Raw genomic sequence first — 20,453 nt, 5'->3', positions numbered from 1 at the left:
CGAGGACGCCCTGATTCTAACGGGGCATCGCGCCCTTGTCGTGCTGCGGAGAAGAGTGCTTGGACAGAGTGTTTATCGAAGGCCTGGAAGTCGACACCGTGATCGGAGCCTACGACTGGGAGCGCGGAATCCGTCAATGCCTGCGCCTGGATCTGAGCTTTGCCTGGGATAACCGTCCGGCCGCTGCCGGTGACGACCTGACCCTGGCGTTGGACTATGCCAGCGTGTCCGCGCGTATCCAGGCCTTTGCCGAGCAGTCCCAGTACCAACTGGTGGAAACCTTCGCCGAACGCCTGGCCGAAGTGTTGATGAGTGAATTCCAGATTCCCTGGCTGCACCTCAAATTGACCAAGCCAGGTGCCGTCCCAGCGGCCAAAGGCGTGGGCGTGGAGATCGAGCGCGGATGTCGCTGACTCAGGTTTACCTTGGCCTAGGCAGTAATATCGAGCGCGAGCTCAATTTACGTGCGGGACTCGATGCGCTGGCGAGCTTTTTGACGGACATGCGCTGTTCGGCGGTGTTCGAAAGCCAGCCGGTGGGTATCAAGAGCGGGCCGTTCTTCAATCTGGTGGTGTCGGCCTGGACCGACCTGTCATTGATGGAGCTGGACCGTCGGTTGAAATCCATCGAGGCCGACAACGGCCGCTATGCGCCAGATCGTAAAGGGTTGCCCCTGGATATCGACGTGCTGCTGTATGGCGATCTGGTGGGTAATTTCGACGGTTTGATCCTGCCACGGGCAGAAATCCTGAAAAACGCTTTCGTGTTGTGGCCGCTCTCGATGATGGCGCCGGATCGTGTGCATCCTGAGGCGGGCAAGACCATGGCGGCGCTGTGGCGTGATGCGCAGATCGATCAGGTGCTCGCGCCTGTGGCGTTTGAGTGGCAGGGCCGGCCACTCACGGCAGATGTGCTTCTGTAGGAGCCGAGCTTGCTCGCGAAAAACCAGAGGGCGCTGCGTTATCGTTGATGTCCTTCGCGAGCAAGCTCGCTCCTACAGAGGCTTATGTTGTTCTTTGTAGGCTTTTAGTGCGTTGAGCCGTTCACGCTTGAGCGCCTCACCCAGCTCCGGACCTTTGAAGCCTTTTTCCAGCAGTGGCGCCACCGCCACCTCGCGCGCAGCCTTTGCCGCCCCCCGCAAATAATCCGCCTGTGGATAACTGCGCTGTTCAAGACCCTTGCGGCCCCGCGCATCCATCTCGCAGGCGACCACGAATTCCTCGAAGCGTTGCGGTCGACGGTAGACGTCAAAACTTTGCAGCAACTCCAATAGCGTCGACGCCTTCAGCTCCAGGGCGCGATGCCCGTGGGTGTGATATTGGCCCACCAGCAGCGCGAGTTCCTGGCAATCCTTTGGCACTTTGAAGCGTTCATTAACCGTCTTGATCAGCTTCAAGCCCCGGTGTTCGTGGGCAATGTGCTGCGGCAACTTATCCACAGATGTCAGCCCTTTGCCCAGGTCGTGCAGCAGGCAGGCCCAGCGTACGGTCAACGGTTGTTTGTGCACTGCAGCCTGTTCCAGCACGCTCAGGGTGTGCACGCCGGTGTCGATCTCGGGATGATGGGCTTCGGGCTGCGGTACGCCGAACAGCGCATCCACTTCCGGCATCAGGGTTTTCAGCGCATGGCAGTCGCGCAGCACTTGAATAAACACCTGGGGCTGGTCTTCCATCAATGCCCGGGAAATTTCCTTCCAGCTACGCTCCGGCGTCAACGCTTCCAGTTCGCCGGATTCGCTGAGCTGACGCATCAGTGCCAGGGTTTCGGGAGCCACGCTGAATCCGAGGTGCGCATAGCGAGCGGCAAACCGCGCAACCCGCAGCACTCGCAGGGGATCTTCGGCGAACGCGGGCGAAACGTGACGTAAAACACGTGCTTCCAGGTCGTGTTGGCCGTGATAGGGGTCGGTCAGATTGCCCTCATCATCTTCGGCCATGGCATTGATGGTCAGGTCGCGACGAACCAGGTCTTCTTCCAGCGTGACGTCGGGGCTGGCGTGAAACACGAAGCCGCCGTAGCCCCTGCCACTTTTGCGCTCGGTGCGGGCGAGGGCGTATTCATCGCCGTTTTTCGGGTCCAGGAACACGGGGAAGTCAGCGCCGACCGGCTTGAAGCCTTTGGCCTGCATCTCTTCGATGGTGGCGCCAACGACGACGCGATCGATATCGGTGACCTCGATGCCCAGCAGGCGATCACGCACCGCACCGCCGACTTTGTAGATTTTCATGAAAAAGCCTCCATTAGCGGCACAGGATACCGTCTGTGCCGGGCCAATGGAGGCTTTGCCGTTTCAGAGATGCACGACGGCCAGGTCCAGGCGGCCGTAGTCGGTGTCGTTATGATCACTGCGCGGGGGAACGTGGTGGGTTTTCACCACCTGGTCGCCCTGCAGGGTTTCCAGGTGGATATCGAAGCCCCACAGCCGGTGCAAGTGCTTGAGCACCTCCTCTGTGGATTCGCCCAAGGGTTTGCGGTCGTGCTGCTGGTGACGCAAGGTCAGCGAGCGGTCACCCCGCACATCGATGCTGTAGATCTGAACGTTGGGCTCGCGGTTGCCCAGGTTGTATTGCGCCGCCAGGGTCTCGCGGATAGTCCGGTAGCCGGGTTCGTCATGAATAGCGGGCACTACCAGGTCGTCCTTGAGATCGTCATCCATGATGCTGAACAGCTTGAGGTCGCGAATCACCTGGGGAGACAGGTACTGCAGGATGAAGCTCTCGTCCTTGAAACTGCTCATGGCGAACTTGATGGTGGAGAGCCAGTCGCTACCGGCGATTTCCGGGAACCAGCGGCGGTCCTCCTCGGTGGGGTGTTCGCACATGCGCCGGATGTCCCGATACATCGCAAAGCCCAGCGCATAGGGATTGATGCCGTTGTAGTACGGGCTATCGAAGCCGGGCTGGAACACCACGCTGGTGTGGGAGGTGAGGAATTCCATCATGAACCCGTCGGTGACCAGGCCTTCGTCGTACAGGTCGTTCATCAGCGTGTAGTGCCAGAACGTCGCCCAGCCCTCGTTCATCACCTGGGTCTGGCGCTGTGGATAAAAGTACTGGGCAATCTTGCGCACGATGCGCACGATTTCGCGTTGCCATGGCTCCAGCAGCGGCGCATGTTTTTCCAGAAAATACAGGATGTTTTCCTGAGGTTCGGCGGGGAAGCGTGCATTGTCCTTGTCGCTGTTCTTGCCGGCGCGCTTTGGAATGGTGCGCCACAGATCGTTGATCTGTTTCTGCAAGTGTTCCTCACGTTCCTTCTGACGCAGGCGTTCTTCTTCGGCCGAAATCGGATAGGGCCGTTTGTAACGGTCAACGCCGTAGTTCATCAACGCGTGGCAGGAGTCGAGCAGGTCTTCCACCGCGTCGATGCCGTGGCGCTCTTCGCATTGCATGATGTACTGCTTGGCGAACACCAGGTAATCGATGATCGAACTGGCATCGGTCCAGGTGCGGAACAGGTAGTTGCCCTTGAAAAAGCTGTTATGCCCGTAGCATGCGTGGGCCACCACCAACGCCTGCATGCAGATGGTGTTTTCTTCCATCAGGTAAGCGATGCACGGGTCGGAGTTGATCACGATCTCGTAGGCCAGGCCCATCTGGCCGCGGGTATAGGACTTTTCGGTGCTGAGAAAGTGTTTGCCGTAGGACCAATGGTGATAACCCAGCGGCATACCGACGGAGGCGTAGGCGTCCATCATCTGTTCGGCGGTGATCACTTCGATCTGATTGGGGTAAGTGTCCAGGGCATAACCCGCCGCGATGCGGCTGATTTCCCGGTCATAGGCCTGGATCAGTTCAAAGGTCCATTCGGACCCTGTGGAAATGGGTTGGCGCTTATGCTCTTTTTTGGCGGTCATGTCACTAACCTGCGCTGGAAGAGTTCACGGAAGACCGGATAGATATCGCCGGCCGAGACCAGTTGCTGTTGGGCGAACGTATCGGCAAAGGCTTCGCCGATGCGCTCGTATTCGAACCATAGCGCCTGGTGCTCACGGGGGGTAATTTCGACGTAGGTGTAGTACTGCACGAAAGGCATGATCTGGTTGATCAGGATGTCGCGGCAGATCGGCGAGTCATCGTTCCAGTTGTCCCCGTCGGACGCCTGGGCCGCGTAGATATTCCACTCATTGACCGGGTAGCGCTCGGCCATGATTTCCTGCATCAGCTTCAGCGCGCTGGAGACGATGGTGCCGCCGGTTTCGCGGGAATAGAAGAATTCTTCTTCGTCCACTTCCCGGGCGCTGGTGTGATGGCGAATGAACACCACCTCGATCTTGTCGTAGTTCCGCTTCAGGAACAGGTACAGCAAGATAAAGAAGCGCTTGGCAATGTCCTTGGTGGCCTGGGTCATGGAACCGGACACGTCCATCAGGCAGAACATGACGGCCTTGGAACTCGGGTTGGGCTGCTTGACCAGCAGGTTGTATTTCAAGTCAAAGGTATCGAGAAACGGCACGCGATGAATGCGCGCGCTGAGTTTCTCGATTTCTGCCTCTATTTCCTGGATATCGCCGAAGTTGTCCGGTTCTTCGCGCCTCAGGCGCTCCAGCTCTTCCTTGGCCTGCTTCAATTTTGCACGGCTGCTGCCCGACAGGGCGATACGCCGGGCGTGGGCTGAGCGCAGCGTGCGGATGATGTTGATACGGGACGGGTTGCCTTCGTTGCTGATACCCGCACGCACGGTTTTGAACGTGTCGGTGCCGGTCAGGTTGCGTTTGACCAAGTTGGGCAACTCCAAGTCCTCGAACATGAATTCAAGAAATTCTTCCTGGGTGATCTGGAACACGAATTCGTCCATGCCCTCGCCGGAGTTACCGGCCTTGCCCGCGCCCTTGCCCCCACCGCCACCCTGCGGGCGCTGGATGTGGTCACCCGTGGTGAACTCCTTGTTGCCCGGATGCACCACGGTTTGCTTACCGCCCCGGCCGTGGTGCAGCACGGGTTCGTCGATGTCCCGTCCGGGAATACTGATTTGTTCGCCATGTTCCATGTCGGTGATGGAGCGGCGGCTGACGGCCTCTTCAACAGCCTTTTTGATATGGTCACGGTAACGCCGCAGGAAACGCTGGCGGTTTACCGTGCTCTTGTTCTTGCCATTGAGGCGTCGGTCGATCACATAGCTCATGGGGGCCCCTCCGGGGAGCTTCAAGTCGTAAGCCGCAAGCGACAAGTAAAAGCGGATCGGCTTTTACTTGCAGCTTGTAGCTAAAAGCTTGCAGCTACGTCATTGCGATTTGCGCACCCGCAGATACCACTCGGAGAGCAGCCGTACCTGTTTGTCGGTGTAGCCGCGCTCGACCATCCGTGTGACGAAGTCGTTGTGTTTCTGCTGGTCCTCCTTGCTCGCCTTGGCGTTGAAGCTGATAACCGGCAGCAGGTCCTCGGTATTGGAGAACATTTTCTTCTCGATCACCACCCGCAGCTTCTCGTAGCTGAGCCAGGTTGGGTTCTTGCCGTTGTTGTTGGCGCGGGCGCGCAGCACGAAGTTGACGATTTCGTTGCGGAAATCCTTCGGATTGCTGATGCCGGCGGGTTTCTCGATTTTCTCCAGCTCCTCGTTGAGTGCCACGCGGTTGAGGATTTCGCCAGTTTCCGGGTCGCGGTATTCCTGGTCCTGAATCCAGAAGTCGGCGTACAGCACGTAGCGGTCGAAAATGTTCTGGCCGTACTCGCTGTAGGACTCCAGGTAGGCGGTCTGGATTTCCTTGCCGATGAATTCGATGTAGCGCGGCGCCAGGTATTCCTTGAGGAAGCGCAGATAGCGCTCGCGGGTTTCGGCCTGGAATTGTTCCTGTTCGATCTGCTGCTCCAGCACATACAACAAATGCACCGGGTTGGCGGCGATCTCGTGAGGGTCGAAGTTGAAGACCTTGGAGAGGATCTTGAACGCGAAGCGCGTCGACAGGCCGTTCATGCCTTCATCGACGCCCGCCGTGTCGCGGTATTCCTGGATCGATTTGGCCTTGGGATCGGTGTCCTTGAGGTTTTCCCCATCGTACACGCGCATTTTCGAGTAGATATTCGAGTTCTCCGGCTCCTTGAGGCGCGACAGCACGGTGAACTGGGCGAGCATCTTCAGGGTGTCGGGTGCGCAATGCGCCTTGGCCAGGGAGCTGTTGAACAGCAGTTTGTCGTAGATCTTGATTTCATCGCTGACCCGCAGGCAGTAAGGCACCTTGACGATGTAGATACGGTCGATGAAGGCTTCGTTGTTCTTGTTGTTGCGGAAGGTGTGCCACTCCGATTCGTTGGAGTGAGCCAGCAGGATCCCGGTAAACGGAATCGCGCCCAGGCCCTCGGTACTGTTGTAGTTACCTTCCTGGGTGGCCGTGAGCAGTGGGTGCAGCACCTTGATCGGCGCCTTGAACATCTCCACGAATTCCATCAGGCCCTGGTTGGCCCGGCACAGCGCGCCCGAGTAGCTGTAGGCGTCGGCATCGTTCTGTGGGTATTCTTCCAGTTTGCGGATATCGACCTTACCCACCAGTGCGGAGATGTCCTGGTTGTTCTCGTCGCCCGGTTCAGTCTTGGCGACGCCGATCTGGTTGAGGATCGACGGGTAGAGCTTGACCACGCGGAACTGGCTGATATCGCCGCCGAACTCGGACAGGCGCTTGGTGGCCCAGGGCGACATGATGGTATTGAGGTAGCGCCGAGGGATGCCGAAGTCTTCTTCGAGGATCGCGCCATCTTCGGTGGCGTTGAACAGGCCCAGGGGCGACTCGAACACCGGCGAGCCCTTGATCGCGTAGAAGGGCACCTTTTCGATCAGTTGCTTGAGTTTTTCGGCAAGGGACGACTTGCCACCGCCGACGGGGCCGAGCAGGTAGAGGATCTGTTTCTTCTCCTCCAGGCCCTGAGCAGCATGCCGGAAGTAGGAGACGATCTGGTCGATGCATTCTTCCATGCCGTGGAAGTCTTCAAAGGCCGGATAGCGGCGGATCACCTTGTTGGAGAATATTCGCGACAGCCGCGAGTTGTTGGCGGTTTCCACCAGCTGCGGCTCGCCGATTGCCAGCAGCAGGCGTTCGGCGGCAGACGCATAGGTACTGCGGTCCTGTTTGCACAGTTCGAGGTACTCTTGAAGCGTGAGTTCCTCCTCCTGTGTGGACGCGAAACGTTGTTGGAAGTGGCTAAAGATACTCATGACGTCGTCACCTCGCTCGATACGTGGAGCCGACGCCGGATCAATCAGTCGATGCTGGCAGTCATTGACGTTCGCCAATAGCTGTTTTCCCCCCAGAACACCCTGAAACGCTACCGATGACCCGCACGCCGGTGTACCGGCTCTCCCCTGATTTGGATGGCCTGTGCCTAAGGATAGTTCGGAATCGGGGAGGTCAAGGCGCGATGCGTAATTAGTTTGGCCGCGCCGTTCGTCAGAAACGGCGCAAGCCCAAGCGTCACGCGGGGTAGCGGGGTGTGAAAAAAATTATTGCGAATCGCCTGAAGATATTTCCGCAGGATAGGTCGCACGCCACAGCTCAAAGCCGCCGTCCAGGCTGTAGACGTCGGAGAAACCCTGGCTGACCAGATAGGCCGCTGCGCTCTGGCTGGAGTTGCCGTGGTAGCACGCAACGATCAGCGGCGCGTCGAGGTCGGCGGCGCGGATGAAGTCGGCGATGTTGACGTTGTCCAGATGCTGGGCGCCGGCAATGTGCGCAGCGGCATACGTAGGCTGGTCACGGATATCGACGACCACAGCGCCTTGTTCGCGCAGGGCTTGGGCTTGTTCGGGGGAATACGTTTGAATTCTGTCATGGCGGGCTCCTAGGGCTTGGCGGCGGCCGTCTGTGTATTGGATACGGGGGATTCACACTGGCAACTGATGCGCTCGCCGGTGTCGATGTTCATCAAGGTCATGGCACCACCCCACACGCAGCCGGTGTCGAGGGCGAATACGCCGGGTTCTTCGCATTTGCCTTCAAGGGCGGCCCAGTGACCGAAGATGATTTTCGTGTCACGGGTTTTGCGTTCCTTGTGCGCAAACCAGGGTTTATAGCCAGGCAGCGCGGTATCGGCGCCTTCCTTGCTCTTGAGGTCCAGTCGGCCCTCGGCCGTGCAGAAGCGCATGCGCGTGAAGTAGTTGGTGATCACCCTCAGGCGCGCAACGCCGCTGAGGTCGCTGTCCCACTTCATCGGCTCGTTGCCATACATGCCGTCGAGGTAGGCGGTATAGAGGTTGTCATCGGCCAGGGCGCTTTCGACTTCGGCTGCGCACTTGAGGGCTTTTTTCAACGTCCATTGCGGTGGGATGCCAGCATGGACCATGGCGATGTTGCGGGCCTCGTCGTAATGCATGAGCTTTTGTCGGCGCACCCATTCCAGCAACTCGGCCCGGTCCGGCGCTTCGAGGATTTCCCGCAGCGTGTCGCCTTTTTTCAGGCGCTCGATGTTGTGGCCGGCCGCGAGCAGGTGCAGGTCATGGTTGCCCAGCACGCAGACTAGCGAATCACGCAGGTTATAGAGGTAGCGCAAGGTTTCCAGGGACTGCGGACCACGGTTGACCAGATCGCCGACCAGCCACAGGCGATCGGTTGCCGGGTCGAACGTGACGCGTTCGAGCAGGCACTTGAGGGGCTCCAGGCAGCCTTGCAGGTCACCGACCGCATACGTTGCCATCAGTGCAGGGCTCCGGGTACGGCGAGGCGGAACGGCTTGATGATCGCGTCGAACAGCTTGCCGTCGGTCGCTTTCATTTGATAGGTGCCTTGCATGGTGCCGACTTTGGAGGTCATCACCGTGCCGCTGCTATAGGTATGGCTGGCGCCGATGTCGATCAACGGTTGCTGGCCGACAACACCCGCGCCGCGTACTTCTTCGACCTGACCATCACCGTCGGTGATCACCCAATGGCGCGACAGCAGCTTGGCCGGCACCAGCCCGTTGTTTTTCACCGTGATGGTGTAGGCAAAGGCAAAGCGGTTGTGTTCAGGTTGCGATTGGTCCGCCAGGAAGCGGGTAACGACGCTGACGTCGATCTGGTAGCGAGGATCGGACATGCAAGAGGCCTTAAAAGCAGATGCGCAGGACAGCAGATGCGGGCCAGTCTAGGCCAATAGGTGGGCACTAGGCCAGAGATGGTGTCGGGGGCGCGCAGTTCAAAGGTGGGAGGGGGCTTGCCCCCGATAGCGGTGGGTCAGTTAAACAGTCATTGACTGACGCGCCGCCATCGGGGGCAAGCCCCCTCTTATCAAACAAAAAATAACTCATTGTTTTTGCTCTTAATTTCAAGCCGCTTTAACCAGCTGCATTCCTAACTTACGCGCCTTGCGCTCCAAGGCGCGCATCTGCCGGTCGCGGCTTTTTTCTTCAAACTCCTCGATTCCTTTTTCAACGTACGGTTGACCTTTAGTCAGCATCGCGTAAATCAGCCGGGCCAGTTGATGCGCTGTCGCCTTGATTGCGCAGCAAGTATCCATTCGGGTTAGGCGCGCCCGATGGCTTGCTCCGATAAAGCTTTTATCATTGCGTGCGATAGAAGCGGCTTGCTTTAAAGCCTGTGCAGCTCGGTTAATCACTTTTAGAGATTTCCCGGGCAAGGGTTTTCCTCCCGAAATTCGCGTTGGCGGCGCGAGGCCCAGCCAGGAACAGAAGTGCTGTGAGGTCGGAAACCGTGACAAGTCCGATCCCAATTCGCTAGCCAAAACCAACGCCGTATCGATGCCGATAGTAGGAATTGCGGTTAAATCTACCCCCATCACCTTATTCAGCGCTCGATGCAGGGTCAATTGCTGCTCAGTGGAGCGGTGTGGGTTGCGCAGCGTTTTAGCTGGGAGCACGACCTCGTCTTGAAGAACAGGCAACCGTTCAAGTGCAAAGGCGATGGCTTGGTCGCATTCACCAATCTGTTTTTCAAGGAAGTCGTAAGCCGCCAGTTCCTGACTCAGTGCATGCAAATGCTCAGCTCGCCAGTTACCCCGCAAACTTCGGGCGACAGTGGCCTGGTCGGCTTTGACGCGCTTGTCTCTGAGCATGGCAAGTACTTCGGGGTCACGTTCTCCATCAACGATTGCCCGCAAAATACTCATGCCTGTCACCCCGGCAATGTTGCTGATGACTTGAGCCAGTTGGATGTTCATCTGGACCAAAGCCTTTTGCATCCGGTTGAGGGCCTTGGCTTGGTCGCGGACCTTATTGCCACGCTGACGGACCAGTGAGCGCAGTGAACACACATCGTCCGAGGGCCGAAAAGCGCCTCGCAGCAGACCGTGCGTCATGAGCTGAAGGATCCACTGACAATCCAGTACGTCGGACTTGCGGCCGGTTATTTGCCGAGTCGCACGGGAATTCACGAGATAGACTTCAAACCCCCGTCTATCGAGTATTTCAAAGAGCGGGATCCAATAAACTCCGGTCGCCTCCATCGCCACCACCTTGACGCCCATGGATTCAAACCAATCGGCCATGGCATGCAAATCATCGGTGAAGGTTGAAAACCGCTTAACCGGATCATCGCATTTGGTCGGATCAACAGCGGCTAAATGCTCACTGCCGCCCACATCAACCGCAGCGCAGTCCGGATGGATAACCTCAAAACGCTTTTGGTTCTTGCGCGTCATGACAATTCCTCGCAGGATTGAACGACGCGGGCGGGGTACACGGTGGCGAGCGGATTCACTCTCTTATACGTGGTCACAGCTTTGCTGTGCCGACAATGACTCCACGCCGATACCGTGCAGGCCACTCTCCCACTCGGGTGCTGTCACACCAGTGTTGGCTACGGCCTTTGCCCCGCACGCGTTCTTCAACCTTACGATGAACCAGTTTGATGCGCGACAGCGCTACGTCGAAGACTTAGTGGGACCTCCCACATTTTTTGCCTGATGCCTTATTCCACTGTCGGCGCAGGCTGGATGGCAAGCTGGTCGGCCAGGCGTACGAACGCGGCCAGGTCCAGTTGCTCTGGACGCAGGCTGCCGTCGACGCCGGCCGCTTCGATTTCGGCGTTGCTCAACAGCGCCTTGAGCGTATTGCGCAGGGTCTTGCGGCGTTGGTTGAACGCTTCGCGCACGACGCGCTCCAGCAGTTTGTGGTCCTTGGCCGGGTGCGGCAGCACGGCATGCGGCACCAGGCGCACGATGGCCGAGTCGACCTTCGGCGGCGGGTTGAATGCGCCCGGGCCGACGTTGAACAGATGTTCGACGCGGCAATGGTACTGGACCATGATCGACAGCCGGCCCCAATCACCCCCGCCCGGCCCGGCGGCCAGGCGCTCCACCACTTCTTTTTGCAGCATGAAGTGCATGTCGCGGATGATTCCGGCGTTGTTCAGCAGGTGGAAAATCAGCGGGGTGGAGATGTTGTACGGCAGGTTACCGACCACACGCAGGCTGCTGGGCGCAGCGTTGAGCGTATTGAAGTCGAACTTCAGCGCATCGCCCTGATGCAGATTGAAGTTGGGCTTGTCGGCAAACTGCTGGTTGAGAATCGGGATCAGGTCCTTGTCCAGCTCAACCACGTCCAATTGGCCGCCACTGGCCAGCAGGCCCTGGGTCAATGCGCCCTGGCCTGGGCCGATCTCCAGCAGGCGGTCTTCAGGCTTGGCGTGAATGGAGCGCAGGATGCGGTCGATTACGCCAGCGTCGTGCAGGAAGTTTTGCCCGAAGCGCTTGCGCGCCCGGTGTTGGTAATGCTCAGTCATATACGGGTCTCGGCCATCTGATAGGCGGTTTCCAGGGCTACGTGCAGGCTGCCGGTATCGATCTTGCCGCTGCCTGCCAGGTCCAGGGCAGTGCCATGGTCGACGGAGGTGCGGATGATCGGCAGGCCCAGTGTCACGTTGACTGCGGCGCCGAAGCCTTTGTATTTCAGCACGGGCAGCCCCTGGTCATGGTACATCGCCAGCACTGCGTCGCAGTGCTCCAGATATTTGGGGGTAAACAGAGTGTCGGCAGGCAATGGGCCACGCAGGTCCATGCCTTCTTGGCGCAGACGCTCTAATGTCGGTTCAATGATGTCGATTTCTTCACGGCCCAAATGCCCGCCTTCACCGGCGTGGGGGTTGAGCCCGCAGACCAGGATACGCGGTTGGGCAATGCCGAACTTGTGTTGCAGGTCGGCGTGCAGGATGCGTGTGACGCGTTCTATGCGCTCGGCGGTGATGGCGTCGGCGATGTCGCGCAGCGGCAGGTGCGTGGTGACCAACGCGACGCGAAGGCCACGGGTGGCCAGCATCATCACGACTTGTTCGGTGTGTGTGAGTTCGGCCAGGAATTCGGTATGGCCGGAAAAGGCGATACCGGATTCGTTGATCACGCCTTTATGGACGGGCGCGGTGATCATGCCGGCGAAGTCGCCGTCGATGCAGCCTTGGCCGGCGCGGGTCAGGGTTTCCAGCACGAAGGCCGCATTGGCCTTGTCCAGTTGCCCGGCGATGACCTTGGCTTGCAGGGGCGTGTCCCACACATACAGGCTGCCCGCCGGCGCCGGCAGGTCGGGCCAGTTGCCCGGTGCGACGCTCAGCAGGTTGACAGCCACACCCAGCTGCGCGGCCCGCTCAAGGAGCAGGTCGCGGCTGGTAATGGCAATCAGGGGATATGGCTGGGGTTGCGAGGCGAGCAGCAGGCACAGGTCTGGACCAATGCCGGCCGGCTCGCCGGGTGTTACCGCGAAACGCTGGGGTTTCACTGGGTTGCCTGGTCGGTGCCTGTTTGCTCGGCGCCTGGCAGCTTGTTTTCTACGTAGGCTTCGTCACGGATCTGACGCAACCAGGTTTGCAGCTCTTCGTCGTACTTGCGGTTACGCAGTACGGTCAGGGCTTGCTGTTCGCGGGCCTGGTTGGTGTTGTCGGTGGCGCGACGGCCAAGGACTTCCAGCACATGCCAGCCGTATTGGGTCTTGAATGGCTTGGACAGTACGCCTTGCGGAGTATCGGCCATCACCTGCTGGAACTCGGGCACCAGGGCTTTCGGGTCGATCCAGTTCAGGTCGCCGCCGTTGAGGGCAGAACCCGGGTCTTCCGAAAAGCTCTTGGCCAGGGTGGCGAAGTCTTCACCGCTTTCGATGCGGTCATAGATCTTCTGGGCCAGTTCCTTGGTTTGTGCCTCGGTACGGATTTCGCTTGGTTTGACCAGAATGTGACGAACGTGTACTTCGTCTTTCAGCGAGGTCTCGCCGCCGCGCTTGGCCAGCAGCTTGAGGATGATGAAACCGCCTGGGGTACGTGCCGGTTGGGTAATGTCACCCACGTTCATCGCACTCAGCTCGCGGTCGAACGGCGGTGGTAGTTGAGCGGCTTTACGCCAGCCCATGTCACCACCGTCGAGCGCGTTGTCGCTGCCGGACTGGGCAATCGCCATTTGGGCGAAATCAGCGCCGGCCTTGAGGCGATCATAGATAGCCTGGGTTTTGGCTGCAGCTGCATTGAGCTGCTCGGCGTTGGCGCTGTCGGGTGTTGGGATGAGGATATTGGCCAGGTGCAGCTCTTCGGAGAGCTGCATCTTGCCCAGGTCCGAGGCCAGGAAGTTCTTCACTTCCTGCTCCGACACCTGAACCCGCTCCGCGACGCGACGCTGGCGTACACGGCTAATGATCATTTCACGCTTGATCTGGTCACGCGCGTCCTCATAGGACAGGCCATCGTGGGCCAGGGCCGCGCGGAACTGATCGATGCTCATGTTGTTACGTTGAGCGATGGTGCCGACAGCCTGGTTCAGCTCTTCATCAGAAATCCGGATACCGGAGCGCTCGCCGATCTGCAGTTGCAGGTTTTCCACGATCAGGCGTTCCAGCACCTGGGGTTCCAGGACGCTGGTCGGCGGCACACCACCGCCACGCTTGGCGATGGTTTGCTGAACTTCCTTGACCCGTTGGTCCAGTTGGCTCTGCATGATCACGTCGTTATCGACGATGGCTGCGACCTTATCCAGCTGTTGCACCGCGGCATGCGCCGAGGCTGCACCCAGGAACAGCGCGCCCAGCACGAGCGGGCGCAAACACTCAGAAAGCTTTGTCTTCACGTTCACGATAACCTTCAATGCCTTTGTCGAGGAAGCTCTCTACCTTGGCGCCGGTCAGGCCGCCGAGTCCTTTGAGGACAATCTGGAAGAAGAGCCCGTGGTCACCCTTTTCGTTGAGAGGGGCGATCTGGCTGTATTCGTCGTTGGAAACCCAGTAGCGGTTGATGACGCGCAGTTTCCAGCAGCAGTTGTCGTACTCGAAACCACCAAAGGCTTCAAGGGTACGGTTGCGGGCGTAGTCATACTGCCAGCGGGTGATCAGGTTCCACTGCGGAATGATCGGCCACATCATCGAGAAGTCGTGTTGTTGGATTTTGTAATAATCCTTCACGTAGTTCGGATCGCCTGGCTGACCGTAGTCGCCGCCGAACTGCCATTTGTTGGTCAACTGGTTATATACGATCTGGTCGTTGCGATAACGATAACCGACGTTGATCACCTTGTTCGGGTTGTTTTCCGGCTGGTAGTGGAACATCGCGCTGCCGGACCGTGGGGAATGGCTTTCGGGGTCCCAATTGTAGTCAGCACTGGCACGCCAATCGCGGTTGAAGCGGAATTCATATTCCAAAGCGATAGGCGATACGTCCGTACGGGCGTCATCACGATCAGCGGCCAATACGCCTGGCAGTTGAACCTCACGATCCTTGAAGTACACGGCCTGACCTACCGAAACGCGTTGGCGCTCGAAACCGTTATCTTCGATCCAGCGGCTCGTCACGCCCAGAGACAGCTTGTTCTCGTCACCGATCCGGTCGGAGCCGCTGAAGCGGTTATCGCGGAACAGCGAAGAGTAGCTGAACGAGTATTCACTGGTATCAAAGACCGGAATGTCGCTCTGGTCCTTGTTCGGTACGTAAAGGTAATAGGCCCGTGGTTCCAGGGTCTGATTGAAATCTTTACCGAACAAATTGGTTTTACGGTCGAAGTACAGGCCGCTGTCTACACTGGCGATAGGTATGGCGCGGTCTTGGGAGCTTTTGAACTCATCTCCCGGACCCAGCGAGTTTTTGCCAAGCGTATCAAGGTCAAGATCGTATTTGGTGTAAACGTATTTGAGCTTCGGTGTAATAAAACCGTAAGCCCAGTTCATCGGGTATTCGACGGCTGGTGCAACGTTAAGGCGTGTGCCGTTTGCACGGGTCAGGCCTCTGACGTTGGTGTCCAGACGAGGCGACACGGCGCCGTTCTCGTCAGTAAAGGTGCCATTTTCCAAGTCACGATCAAAGCGTACAGCTTCAGTTTCATAACTGAAGTTCAATCCGCCCGGGTGGAATGGCAGTTGGCCATTCAACGTGAGCTGCGGTAACCGGTCATACGGCGTGATCTGAGAAATCGTCGCGAGCTGATAGGCCTGGACGTTCAAACGGGCCTGATATGAATCGCCCCGGTACGTCAGGGAGCCCTGCTGATTCAGATAATCCTGGCTCTCAACCCCTTCCTCGAACGACTTCAAATCCTGGAAGTAGTATGGGTCACTGATCCGGGTGTAATCCACCTGAGACGTCAGACGCGAATCCAACCCACCCTTATGCTGCCAATTGAGCATATAGCGGGTTTTTTCGTAATCGCTCTGGTTCTTCCGCTCGTCGTTGTCGTCGTTGAGGTACGCCCCACCAAACTGCCCTTCGCTGGACTTGGTGAGGTAGCGGAATTCGCCTTCCATCAACATGCCGCGCTTGGTCATGTATTGCGGGTACAACGTGGCGTCGTAGTTCGGTGCCAGGTTGAAGTAGTACGGCGTCACCAGCGTAAAGCCAGTTTCACTGCCGGTGCTGAAGCTCGGCGGCAGGAAGCCGGACTGACGACGGTCGTCAATCGGGAAATAGATGTAAGGGGTGTACAGGATCGGGATGTTCTTGACCCGCAACGTCGCGTTGGTGGCTGTACCGAAACCGGTGGCCGGGTTCAACGTGATGTTGTTGCCCTTGAGCTGCCAGGCGTTGCTGTCCGGCTCGCAGGTGGTGTACGTACCGTCCTTGAGACGGATGATCGCGTTCTCGGCACGCTTGGCGTAGAGCGCGTTACCGCGGATACGCGACTTGTGCATCACGTATTCGGCGTTGTCGATCTGGGCCGCGCCGGTATCGAGCTGGACCTGGGCATGGTCGCCCACGATCAGGGCGCCGTTGTCGCGCAGGCGCACGTTGCCGTTCAGCTCGCCACGGTTCTCGGCCTGATACAGGCTGGCTTCCTGGGACTCCAGCTGCATGCTGCCCTGGCGCATGACGACGTCACCGGCCAGTGTCGCGACCTGCTGTTCCTGCTCGTAACGAGAGGCCTTGGCACCGATGAAGGTCGGCGCATCGCTCTTGTCCGTCTTGTCGTTCATGCCAGGACGAGTCGGCTCGATGTAGGCACCGCCGCAGTAAGGGCCGGTCTCGGCCAGCTGCGCTGCGGTCAGCTTCTCGCGAGGCACCCAGTCCAGGTGGCTGTAGTCTTTGCTGCGCGAACGCAGCCCACGGCCCTTGGCTTCGGTGACCAGCATGGTCTTGGGCTCGGCGTCGACGCTGCCGCCAGCCTCGCCTTGCGGCGTGCTGTTGGCCGAGCTGACGGCAGAGCCGTCATGCACCGGGCGCGGTGGCAATGGGGCGGCGGCGGTTTTCGGCGCGCAATCCCAGGCACCCGAAGCAGAGACTGAGCAGTCATACTGTTCCGCGGCGACCACGAATGAGGTGGCGAAGGGTTGCAAGGCCAGCAGACTGCCGGTTACCAGCAACGGAAATTTTCTACGAAACGCGGGGGATTTCAATGCCATCTTATTAGTCCGGGCTTCCTGCGTGCCATCTGCCCGCGGTTTGGGCCGCACGCCTCTCGATGGTCTGAAAAAGATGCGTGATAATAAAGCATGCCCCGCTTGACGGCTAGCGCCGTCGGAGACCCTTGTAATGCCCGAGCACGATCTACGTTTACAACAGCTGGAAGTCTGGCTGGATGAGCAGTTGCCGATCCTCTTCAACGCCCAGGACTGGGGCGCCGTACCCCCGGCCACATTGACTGCGGCCAGCAGCGACGCGAGTTTCAGGCGTTACTTCCGCTGGGAGGGTGGGGCGCATACATTCGTCGTGATGGATGCGCCACCGCCCCAGGAAAACTGCAAACCTTTCGTCGATATCGCGCATTTGCTCGCGAAATCGGGAATTAATGTGCCAAAAATTTATGCGGAAGATTTGCCGCGTGGCTTTCTTTTGCTCAATGACCTGGGCCGAAACACCTACCTGGACGTGATTGACGAACAAAACGCCGATCAATTGTTTGCCGACGCCATCGACGCGTTGCTGGCGTTCCAGCAGTTGCCCATGGACGCGCCGTTGCCCAGCTATGACGTGGCGTTGCTGCGCCGCGAGCTCGAATTGTTTCCTGAATGGTACATACGCCGTCACTTGGGTATCGAGCTGGATACCCAGCAGCAAGCCCTCTGGCAGCGCGCCAGCGAACAGCTGATCGACAGCGCCCTGGCGCAGCCCAAAGTGCTGGTGCACCGCGACTATATGCCGCGCAACCTGATGATCAGCGAGCCCAGCCCCGGCGTGCTGGATTTCCAGGACGCGGTCTACGGCCCGGTAACCTACGACATTACCTGCCTGTTCAAGGACGCCTTCCTCAGTTGGCCCCAGGCTCGCGTGCGGGAGTGGCAGCGTGGCTATTGGGAGCGCGCCGGGCAGTTGGGGATCCCCGTGCAGGCCGAGTTTGAAGACTTCCTGCGCGCCAGCGACCTGATGGGCGTGCAGCGTCACCTCAAGGTCATCGGTATCTTTTCGCGGATTTGCCACCGTGATGGCAAACCACGCTACCTGGCGGATGTGCCGCGCTTCTTTGCCTATATAGAAGCGGTGCTCGCCGACCGACCGGAGTTGAATGACCTGGGCGAGCTGCTCGCCAGCCTGCGCCAACCGGCCGAGGCCTGCGTATGAAAGCGATGATCCTGGCGGCCGGCAAGGGTGAGCGCATGCGCCCGCTGACGCTGCATACGCCCAAGCCGCTGGTGCAGGCGGGCGGCAAGCGGCTGATCGAGTATCACCTTGAAGCGCTGGCCAAGGCCGGCTTCACCGAGATCGTGATCAACCATGCCTGGCTCGGCGAACAGATCGAAAGCTACCTGGGCGACGGTGCCCAGTTCGGCCTGCGCATCCGCTATTCAGCCGAAGGCGAGCCGCTGGAAACCGGCGGCGGGATTTTCAAGGCGTTGCCGTTGCTGGGGGATGCGCCGTTTCTGGTGGTCAACGGTGATATCTGGACCGACTACGACTTCAGCCAGTTGAAGCGACCGCTCCAGGGCCTGGCCCATCTGGTGATGGTCGACAACCCGGCGCATCACCCCTCCGGTGGCGACTTCCACTTGAACGACGGGTTGCTTCATGATGCGGCGCCCGGTGCCGATAACCTGACCTTCAGTGGCATTTCCGTGCTCGACCCCCAGTTGTTCGCGGGCTGCAGTGCGGGTGCCTTCAAGCTGGCGCCGCTGTTGCGGGCGGCGATGGACAAAGGTCTGGTAACGGGTGAACACATGAAGGGACGCTGGGTTGATGTCGGAACGCTTGAGCGTCTGGCGCAGGTCGAAACCTTGCTGACAGCGAGGCCGTAGGATGTTGTGGCCAGGGACGCTGATCGGCGCCGGGGCTGGCTTTGCGATTGCCAGTATTCCGGGGGCTTTGTTGGGTGCATTGCTGGGACAGGCGCTGGACCGGCGCCTGCAGTTGCACAGCTGGGCGCAGTTGCGCGAACGCCTTGGCGGGCGCCCCGCGTTGCGCAACGACGAGTTGTTGTTCGTGCTGTTGGGGCGCCTGGCCAAAAGTAACGGCCGGATCGTGGACGGGCATATCCAGCAGGCGCGCCAGGAAATGCGCGCACTGGAGATGACCGAGTCGGCCCAGCGCCGAGCCATCCTGGCGTTTAATCGTGGCAAGTCCGGCGGTGACCGAGTGCGCAGTTATCTGCGCGTGCTCAAGGCGCAACCCCATGCCGCCGAGGGTGTTTTACGGGCCTGCTGGCGCATGGCCTGGGCGGACGGCCGGGCGGATGATGCCGAGCGCGACCTGATCGAGCTGTGGGGTAAATGGCTGGGCTGGACGCCGCAACAGGTCCGGGCCTTGGCCTCCGATTACACGCCGGCGCGCAAGCCATTGGTCAATCGTAGCGGGGCTTATCAGGACGCGTTGCGGCTTCTGGGGGTGACGGCCACCGCCGAGCCTTCGGTGATCAAGCGGGCCTATCGCCGCCTGCTCAGCCGCCACCACCCGGACAAGATCGCCGGCAGTGGCGCCAGCCCCGCGCAGGTGCGCGAGGCGACCGAGCGAACCCGTGAGCTGCATAACGCCTATGCGTTGATTCGCGAGCGGCGGGACTTTCGCTGAGGCGATTGCCCTAATGTGGGAGGGGGCTTGCTCCCGATAGCGGTGGGTCAGTTTGAATTACTGAGACTGACACACTGCTATCGGGAGCAAGCCCCCTCCCACATTGTTTTTTGGCAATGGCGGACACTGTGTTCAGTCTTTGCTGGCCTGCGGGCTCAACCAGCCGCGAACGCGCCGGTACAGTTGTTCCTGCTCGGCGGCGCTGTTGCCGGGCAACGCCTTGAGCTGCACCTGCTTGTAGCCCTCATTTTTGCCGCGTTTGGCCGCCTGGGCACGTGCCAATGCGTTTTTGCCGTCCTGGGCGCCGTCTTGATAGAACACATCCGCCGTAGGTACTTTCAACGCCGGCGCCATTTGCTGCAGGTCCGGTTGACGCGCGGCGGGTGTCTTTCCGGCCACCATCACCAGTTTCTGTACCTGGGCAGGCTGTTTCTCGCTCAGATAACGCGCGGCCCACCATGCGCCGGTGCCATGACCGAGCAATACCACACTGCGGGCGCCCTGGGTCTGGGCGAACGCGACGGCGGCGTCGATGCGGTCGAAGATGCGTTTGGCATCGGTCTTGTCCTGTTCATCCGCGCCCGGTACCACCGCCGGGTCAGTGCCTTCGGCTTCTGCGCTGGCGGCCTGTTCGACCGGCTTGGCGACCGTGCTGCCGTCTTTGCTGCTGGTATCGACCGCCGCTTTGGGCGGCTCGATGACGCGTGGCGGCAGGGTGTCCAGATTGACGTCCGGCAACGACAGGCTGAGGGTGCCCCAGGCAGCGTCCGGCAATTTACGCCGCAGCGGGCCGATTGCTTGCGGCCAGTCAGCATTTTCGCCGGCGCCTGGCACGATAATCACCACGCCCTGGGGTTCGGCGCTGTTGGCGGGCTTCCACAGGGCCAGGAACGTATCGCTGCCGGCCTGCAATTGTTGTTGTTCCTGTTGCGCGACCTGGCGTTCGAGCGCGCTGGCTTCTGCCTGGCTGCGCTCGAGCAAAGGCTGGCGCTCGACGGGTGTTTCGGCGGCGGGCGCTGGCGCGTCGGCGGCCTGGACAGAAAAGGCGCTGGTAAATAGCAGCGACAGGCACAATGCTGGCAGTGCCGAACGGTTTCGAGGTGGCATCGTTAAATCCCGGCCAGAAATGATTCCAGCAGCCT

At 59.6% G+C, this 20,453-nt stretch carries 17 protein-coding genes and 1 pseudogene; 5 read left to right on the top strand and 13 right to left on the bottom strand.

Annotation, left to right across the window (positions count from 1 at the left end; genetic code table 11):
- Positions 1–59 precede the first annotated feature (59 nt).
- Positions 60–413 (top strand): dihydroneopterin aldolase, encoded by a 354-nt coding sequence (folB, locus tag C4J89_RS24165; protein WP_015886183.1) that lies wholly within the window; start codon positions 60–62, stop codon positions 411–413.
- Positions 404–922, top strand: a complete 519-nt coding sequence (folK, locus tag C4J89_RS24160) for a 2-amino-4-hydroxy-6-hydroxymethyldihydropteridine diphosphokinase (RefSeq protein ID WP_124364657.1) — start codon at positions 404–406, stop codon at positions 920–922. Before folB ends, folK begins: the two co-directional genes overlap by 10 nt.
- Positions 923–994: 72 nt before the next feature.
- Here folK and C4J89_RS24155 read toward each other — a convergent pair whose 3' ends face one another.
- The 12 genes and pseudogenes from C4J89_RS24155 to C4J89_RS24100 all read right to left on the bottom strand — a co-directional run bounded on the left by C4J89_RS24155 (position 995) and on the right by C4J89_RS24100 (position 16,715).
- Positions 995–2,227, bottom strand: a complete 1,233-nt coding sequence (locus tag C4J89_RS24155; protein WP_124415731.1) for a multifunctional CCA addition/repair protein — start codon at positions 2,225–2,227, stop codon at positions 995–997.
- 63 nt (positions 2,228–2,290) lie between these two features.
- A complete protein-coding gene (locus C4J89_RS24150; protein WP_124364655.1) occupies positions 2,291–3,856 on the bottom strand; it encodes a SpoVR family protein in 1,566 nt (521 codons plus the stop codon).
- Complete coding sequence (locus C4J89_RS24145) at positions 3,853–5,124, bottom strand: YeaH/YhbH family protein (protein ID WP_124364654.1); 1,272 nt, start codon at positions 5,122–5,124, stop codon at positions 3,853–3,855. Before C4J89_RS24145 ends, C4J89_RS24150 begins: the two co-directional genes overlap by 4 nt.
- Positions 5,125–5,223: 99 nt before the next feature.
- Positions 5,224–7,146 carry a PrkA family serine protein kinase gene (locus C4J89_RS24140; protein ID WP_124364653.1) on the bottom strand — a complete coding sequence of 641 codons (1,923 nt, stop codon included), beginning with the start codon at positions 7,144–7,146 and terminating at the stop codon, positions 5,224–5,226.
- A 285-nt stretch (positions 7,147–7,431) separates the two neighbouring features.
- A pseudogene (gene glpE / locus C4J89_RS24135) lies at positions 7,432–7,760 on the bottom strand (thiosulfate sulfurtransferase GlpE).
- Between the two features lie 9 nt (positions 7,761–7,769).
- Positions 7,770–8,621: a symmetrical bis(5'-nucleosyl)-tetraphosphatase gene (locus tag C4J89_RS24130; protein WP_124415730.1), complete on the bottom strand. Its 852-nt coding sequence runs from the start codon at positions 8,619–8,621 to the stop codon at positions 7,770–7,772.
- Complete coding sequence (gene apaG, locus C4J89_RS24125) at positions 8,621–9,001, bottom strand: Co2+/Mg2+ efflux protein ApaG (RefSeq protein WP_124364650.1); 381 nt, start codon at positions 8,999–9,001, stop codon at positions 8,621–8,623. The genes C4J89_RS24130 and apaG overlap by 1 nt, the downstream gene beginning before the upstream one ends.
- Before the next feature lie 228 nt (positions 9,002–9,229).
- Entirely contained in the window at positions 9,230–10,561 is a 1,332-nt protein-coding gene (locus tag C4J89_RS24120) for an IS110 family transposase (protein ID WP_124414627.1), read from the bottom strand.
- A gap of 269 nt (positions 10,562–10,830) precedes the next feature.
- Positions 10,831–11,643 carry a 16S rRNA (adenine(1518)-N(6)/adenine(1519)-N(6))-dimethyltransferase RsmA gene (gene rsmA, locus C4J89_RS24115; RefSeq protein ID WP_124364649.1) on the bottom strand — a complete coding sequence of 271 codons (813 nt, stop codon included), beginning with the start codon at positions 11,641–11,643 and terminating at the stop codon, positions 10,831–10,833.
- Positions 11,640–12,629 carry a 4-hydroxythreonine-4-phosphate dehydrogenase PdxA gene (gene pdxA, locus C4J89_RS24110; RefSeq protein ID WP_124364648.1) on the bottom strand — a complete coding sequence of 330 codons (990 nt, stop codon included), beginning with the start codon at positions 12,627–12,629 and terminating at the stop codon, positions 11,640–11,642. Before pdxA ends, rsmA begins: the two co-directional genes overlap by 4 nt.
- Entirely contained in the window at positions 12,626–13,960 is a 1,335-nt protein-coding gene (locus C4J89_RS24105) for a peptidylprolyl isomerase (RefSeq protein WP_124365212.1), read from the bottom strand. Before C4J89_RS24105 ends, pdxA begins: the two co-directional genes overlap by 4 nt.
- The gene (locus C4J89_RS24100; protein WP_124364647.1) at positions 13,941–16,715 is read right to left on the bottom strand and encodes an LPS-assembly protein LptD; all 2,775 of its coding nucleotides are present in this window, start codon (positions 16,713–16,715) and stop codon (positions 13,941–13,943) included. The genes C4J89_RS24105 and C4J89_RS24100 overlap by 20 nt, the downstream gene beginning before the upstream one ends.
- A gap of 130 nt (positions 16,716–16,845) precedes the next feature.
- Here C4J89_RS24100 and C4J89_RS24095 point away from each other — a divergent pair, with 130 nt between their 5' ends.
- The 3 genes from C4J89_RS24095 to C4J89_RS24085 are packed head-to-tail and all read left to right on the top strand — an operon-like array spanning position 16,846 to position 19,311.
- Positions 16,846–17,871, top strand: a complete 1,026-nt coding sequence (locus C4J89_RS24095; protein WP_124415729.1) for an aminoglycoside phosphotransferase family protein — start codon at positions 16,846–16,848, stop codon at positions 17,869–17,871.
- On the top strand, positions 17,868–18,542 hold the full coding sequence (gene murU, locus C4J89_RS24090; RefSeq protein ID WP_124415728.1) for an N-acetylmuramate alpha-1-phosphate uridylyltransferase MurU: 675 nt from the start codon (positions 17,868–17,870) through the stop codon (positions 18,540–18,542). The genes C4J89_RS24095 and murU overlap by 4 nt, the downstream gene beginning before the upstream one ends.
- Position 18,543: 1 nt before the next feature.
- Positions 18,544–19,311 (top strand): TerB family tellurite resistance protein, encoded by a 768-nt coding sequence (locus tag C4J89_RS24085; protein ID WP_124415727.1) that lies wholly within the window; start codon positions 18,544–18,546, stop codon positions 19,309–19,311.
- 132 nt (positions 19,312–19,443) lie between these two features.
- On the opposite strand, the gene C4J89_RS24080 is transcribed toward C4J89_RS24085, so the two are convergent.
- Positions 19,444–20,418, bottom strand: coding sequence for an alpha/beta hydrolase family protein (locus tag C4J89_RS24080; protein ID WP_124415726.1), 975 nt, complete (start codon positions 20,416–20,418; stop codon positions 19,444–19,446).
- Positions 20,419–20,453 lie beyond the last annotated feature (35 nt).

The organism is Pseudomonas sp. R4-35-07, from assembly GCF_003852235.1.
GTDB lineage: Bacteria > Pseudomonadota > Gammaproteobacteria > Pseudomonadales > Pseudomonadaceae > Aquipseudomonas.
Note: the sequence above shows the minus strand (reverse complement) of the source record. Positions and strands in the feature narration are given on the sequence as shown.

What these genes read in the sequence shown, in the direction of transcription:
- folK (WP_124364657.1), top strand. Translation starts at nt 404, where the DNA reads ATGTCGCTGACTCAGGTTTACCTTGGCCTAGGCAGTAATATCGAGCGC.
- C4J89_RS24155 (WP_124415731.1), bottom strand. Translation starts at nt 2,227, where the DNA reads ATGAAAATCTACAAAGTCGGCGGTGCGGTGCGTGATCGCCTGCTGGGC.
- C4J89_RS24150 (WP_124364655.1), bottom strand. Translation starts at nt 3,856, where the DNA reads ATGACCGCCAAAAAAGAGCATAAGCGCCAACCCATTTCCACAGGGTCC.
- C4J89_RS24145 (WP_124364654.1), bottom strand. Translation starts at nt 5,124, where the DNA reads ATGAGCTATGTGATCGACCGACGCCTCAATGGCAAGAACAAGAGCACG.
- C4J89_RS24140 (WP_124364653.1), bottom strand. Translation starts at nt 7,146, where the DNA reads ATGAGTATCTTTAGCCACTTCCAACAACGTTTCGCGTCCACACAGGAG.
- C4J89_RS24130 (WP_124415730.1), bottom strand. Translation starts at nt 8,621, where the DNA reads ATGGCAACGTATGCGGTCGGTGACCTGCAAGGCTGCCTGGAGCCCCTC.
- apaG (WP_124364650.1), bottom strand. Translation starts at nt 9,001, where the DNA reads ATGTCCGATCCTCGCTACCAGATCGACGTCAGCGTCGTTACCCGCTTC.
- C4J89_RS24120 (WP_124414627.1), bottom strand. Translation starts at nt 10,561, where the DNA reads ATGACGCGCAAGAACCAAAAGCGTTTTGAGGTTATCCATCCGGACTGC.
- rsmA (WP_124364649.1), bottom strand. Translation starts at nt 11,643, where the DNA reads ATGACTGAGCATTACCAACACCGGGCGCGCAAGCGCTTCGGGCAAAAC.
- C4J89_RS24100 (WP_124364647.1), bottom strand. Translation starts at nt 16,715, where the DNA reads ATGGCATTGAAATCCCCCGCGTTTCGTAGAAAATTTCCGTTGCTGGTA.
- C4J89_RS24095 (WP_124415729.1), top strand. Translation starts at nt 16,846, where the DNA reads ATGCCCGAGCACGATCTACGTTTACAACAGCTGGAAGTCTGGCTGGAT.
- murU (WP_124415728.1), top strand. Translation starts at nt 17,868, where the DNA reads ATGAAAGCGATGATCCTGGCGGCCGGCAAGGGTGAGCGCATGCGCCCG.
- C4J89_RS24085 (WP_124415727.1), top strand. Translation starts at nt 18,544, where the DNA reads ATGTTGTGGCCAGGGACGCTGATCGGCGCCGGGGCTGGCTTTGCGATT.
- C4J89_RS24080 (WP_124415726.1), bottom strand. Translation starts at nt 20,418, where the DNA reads ATGCCACCTCGAAACCGTTCGGCACTGCCAGCATTGTGCCTGTCGCTG.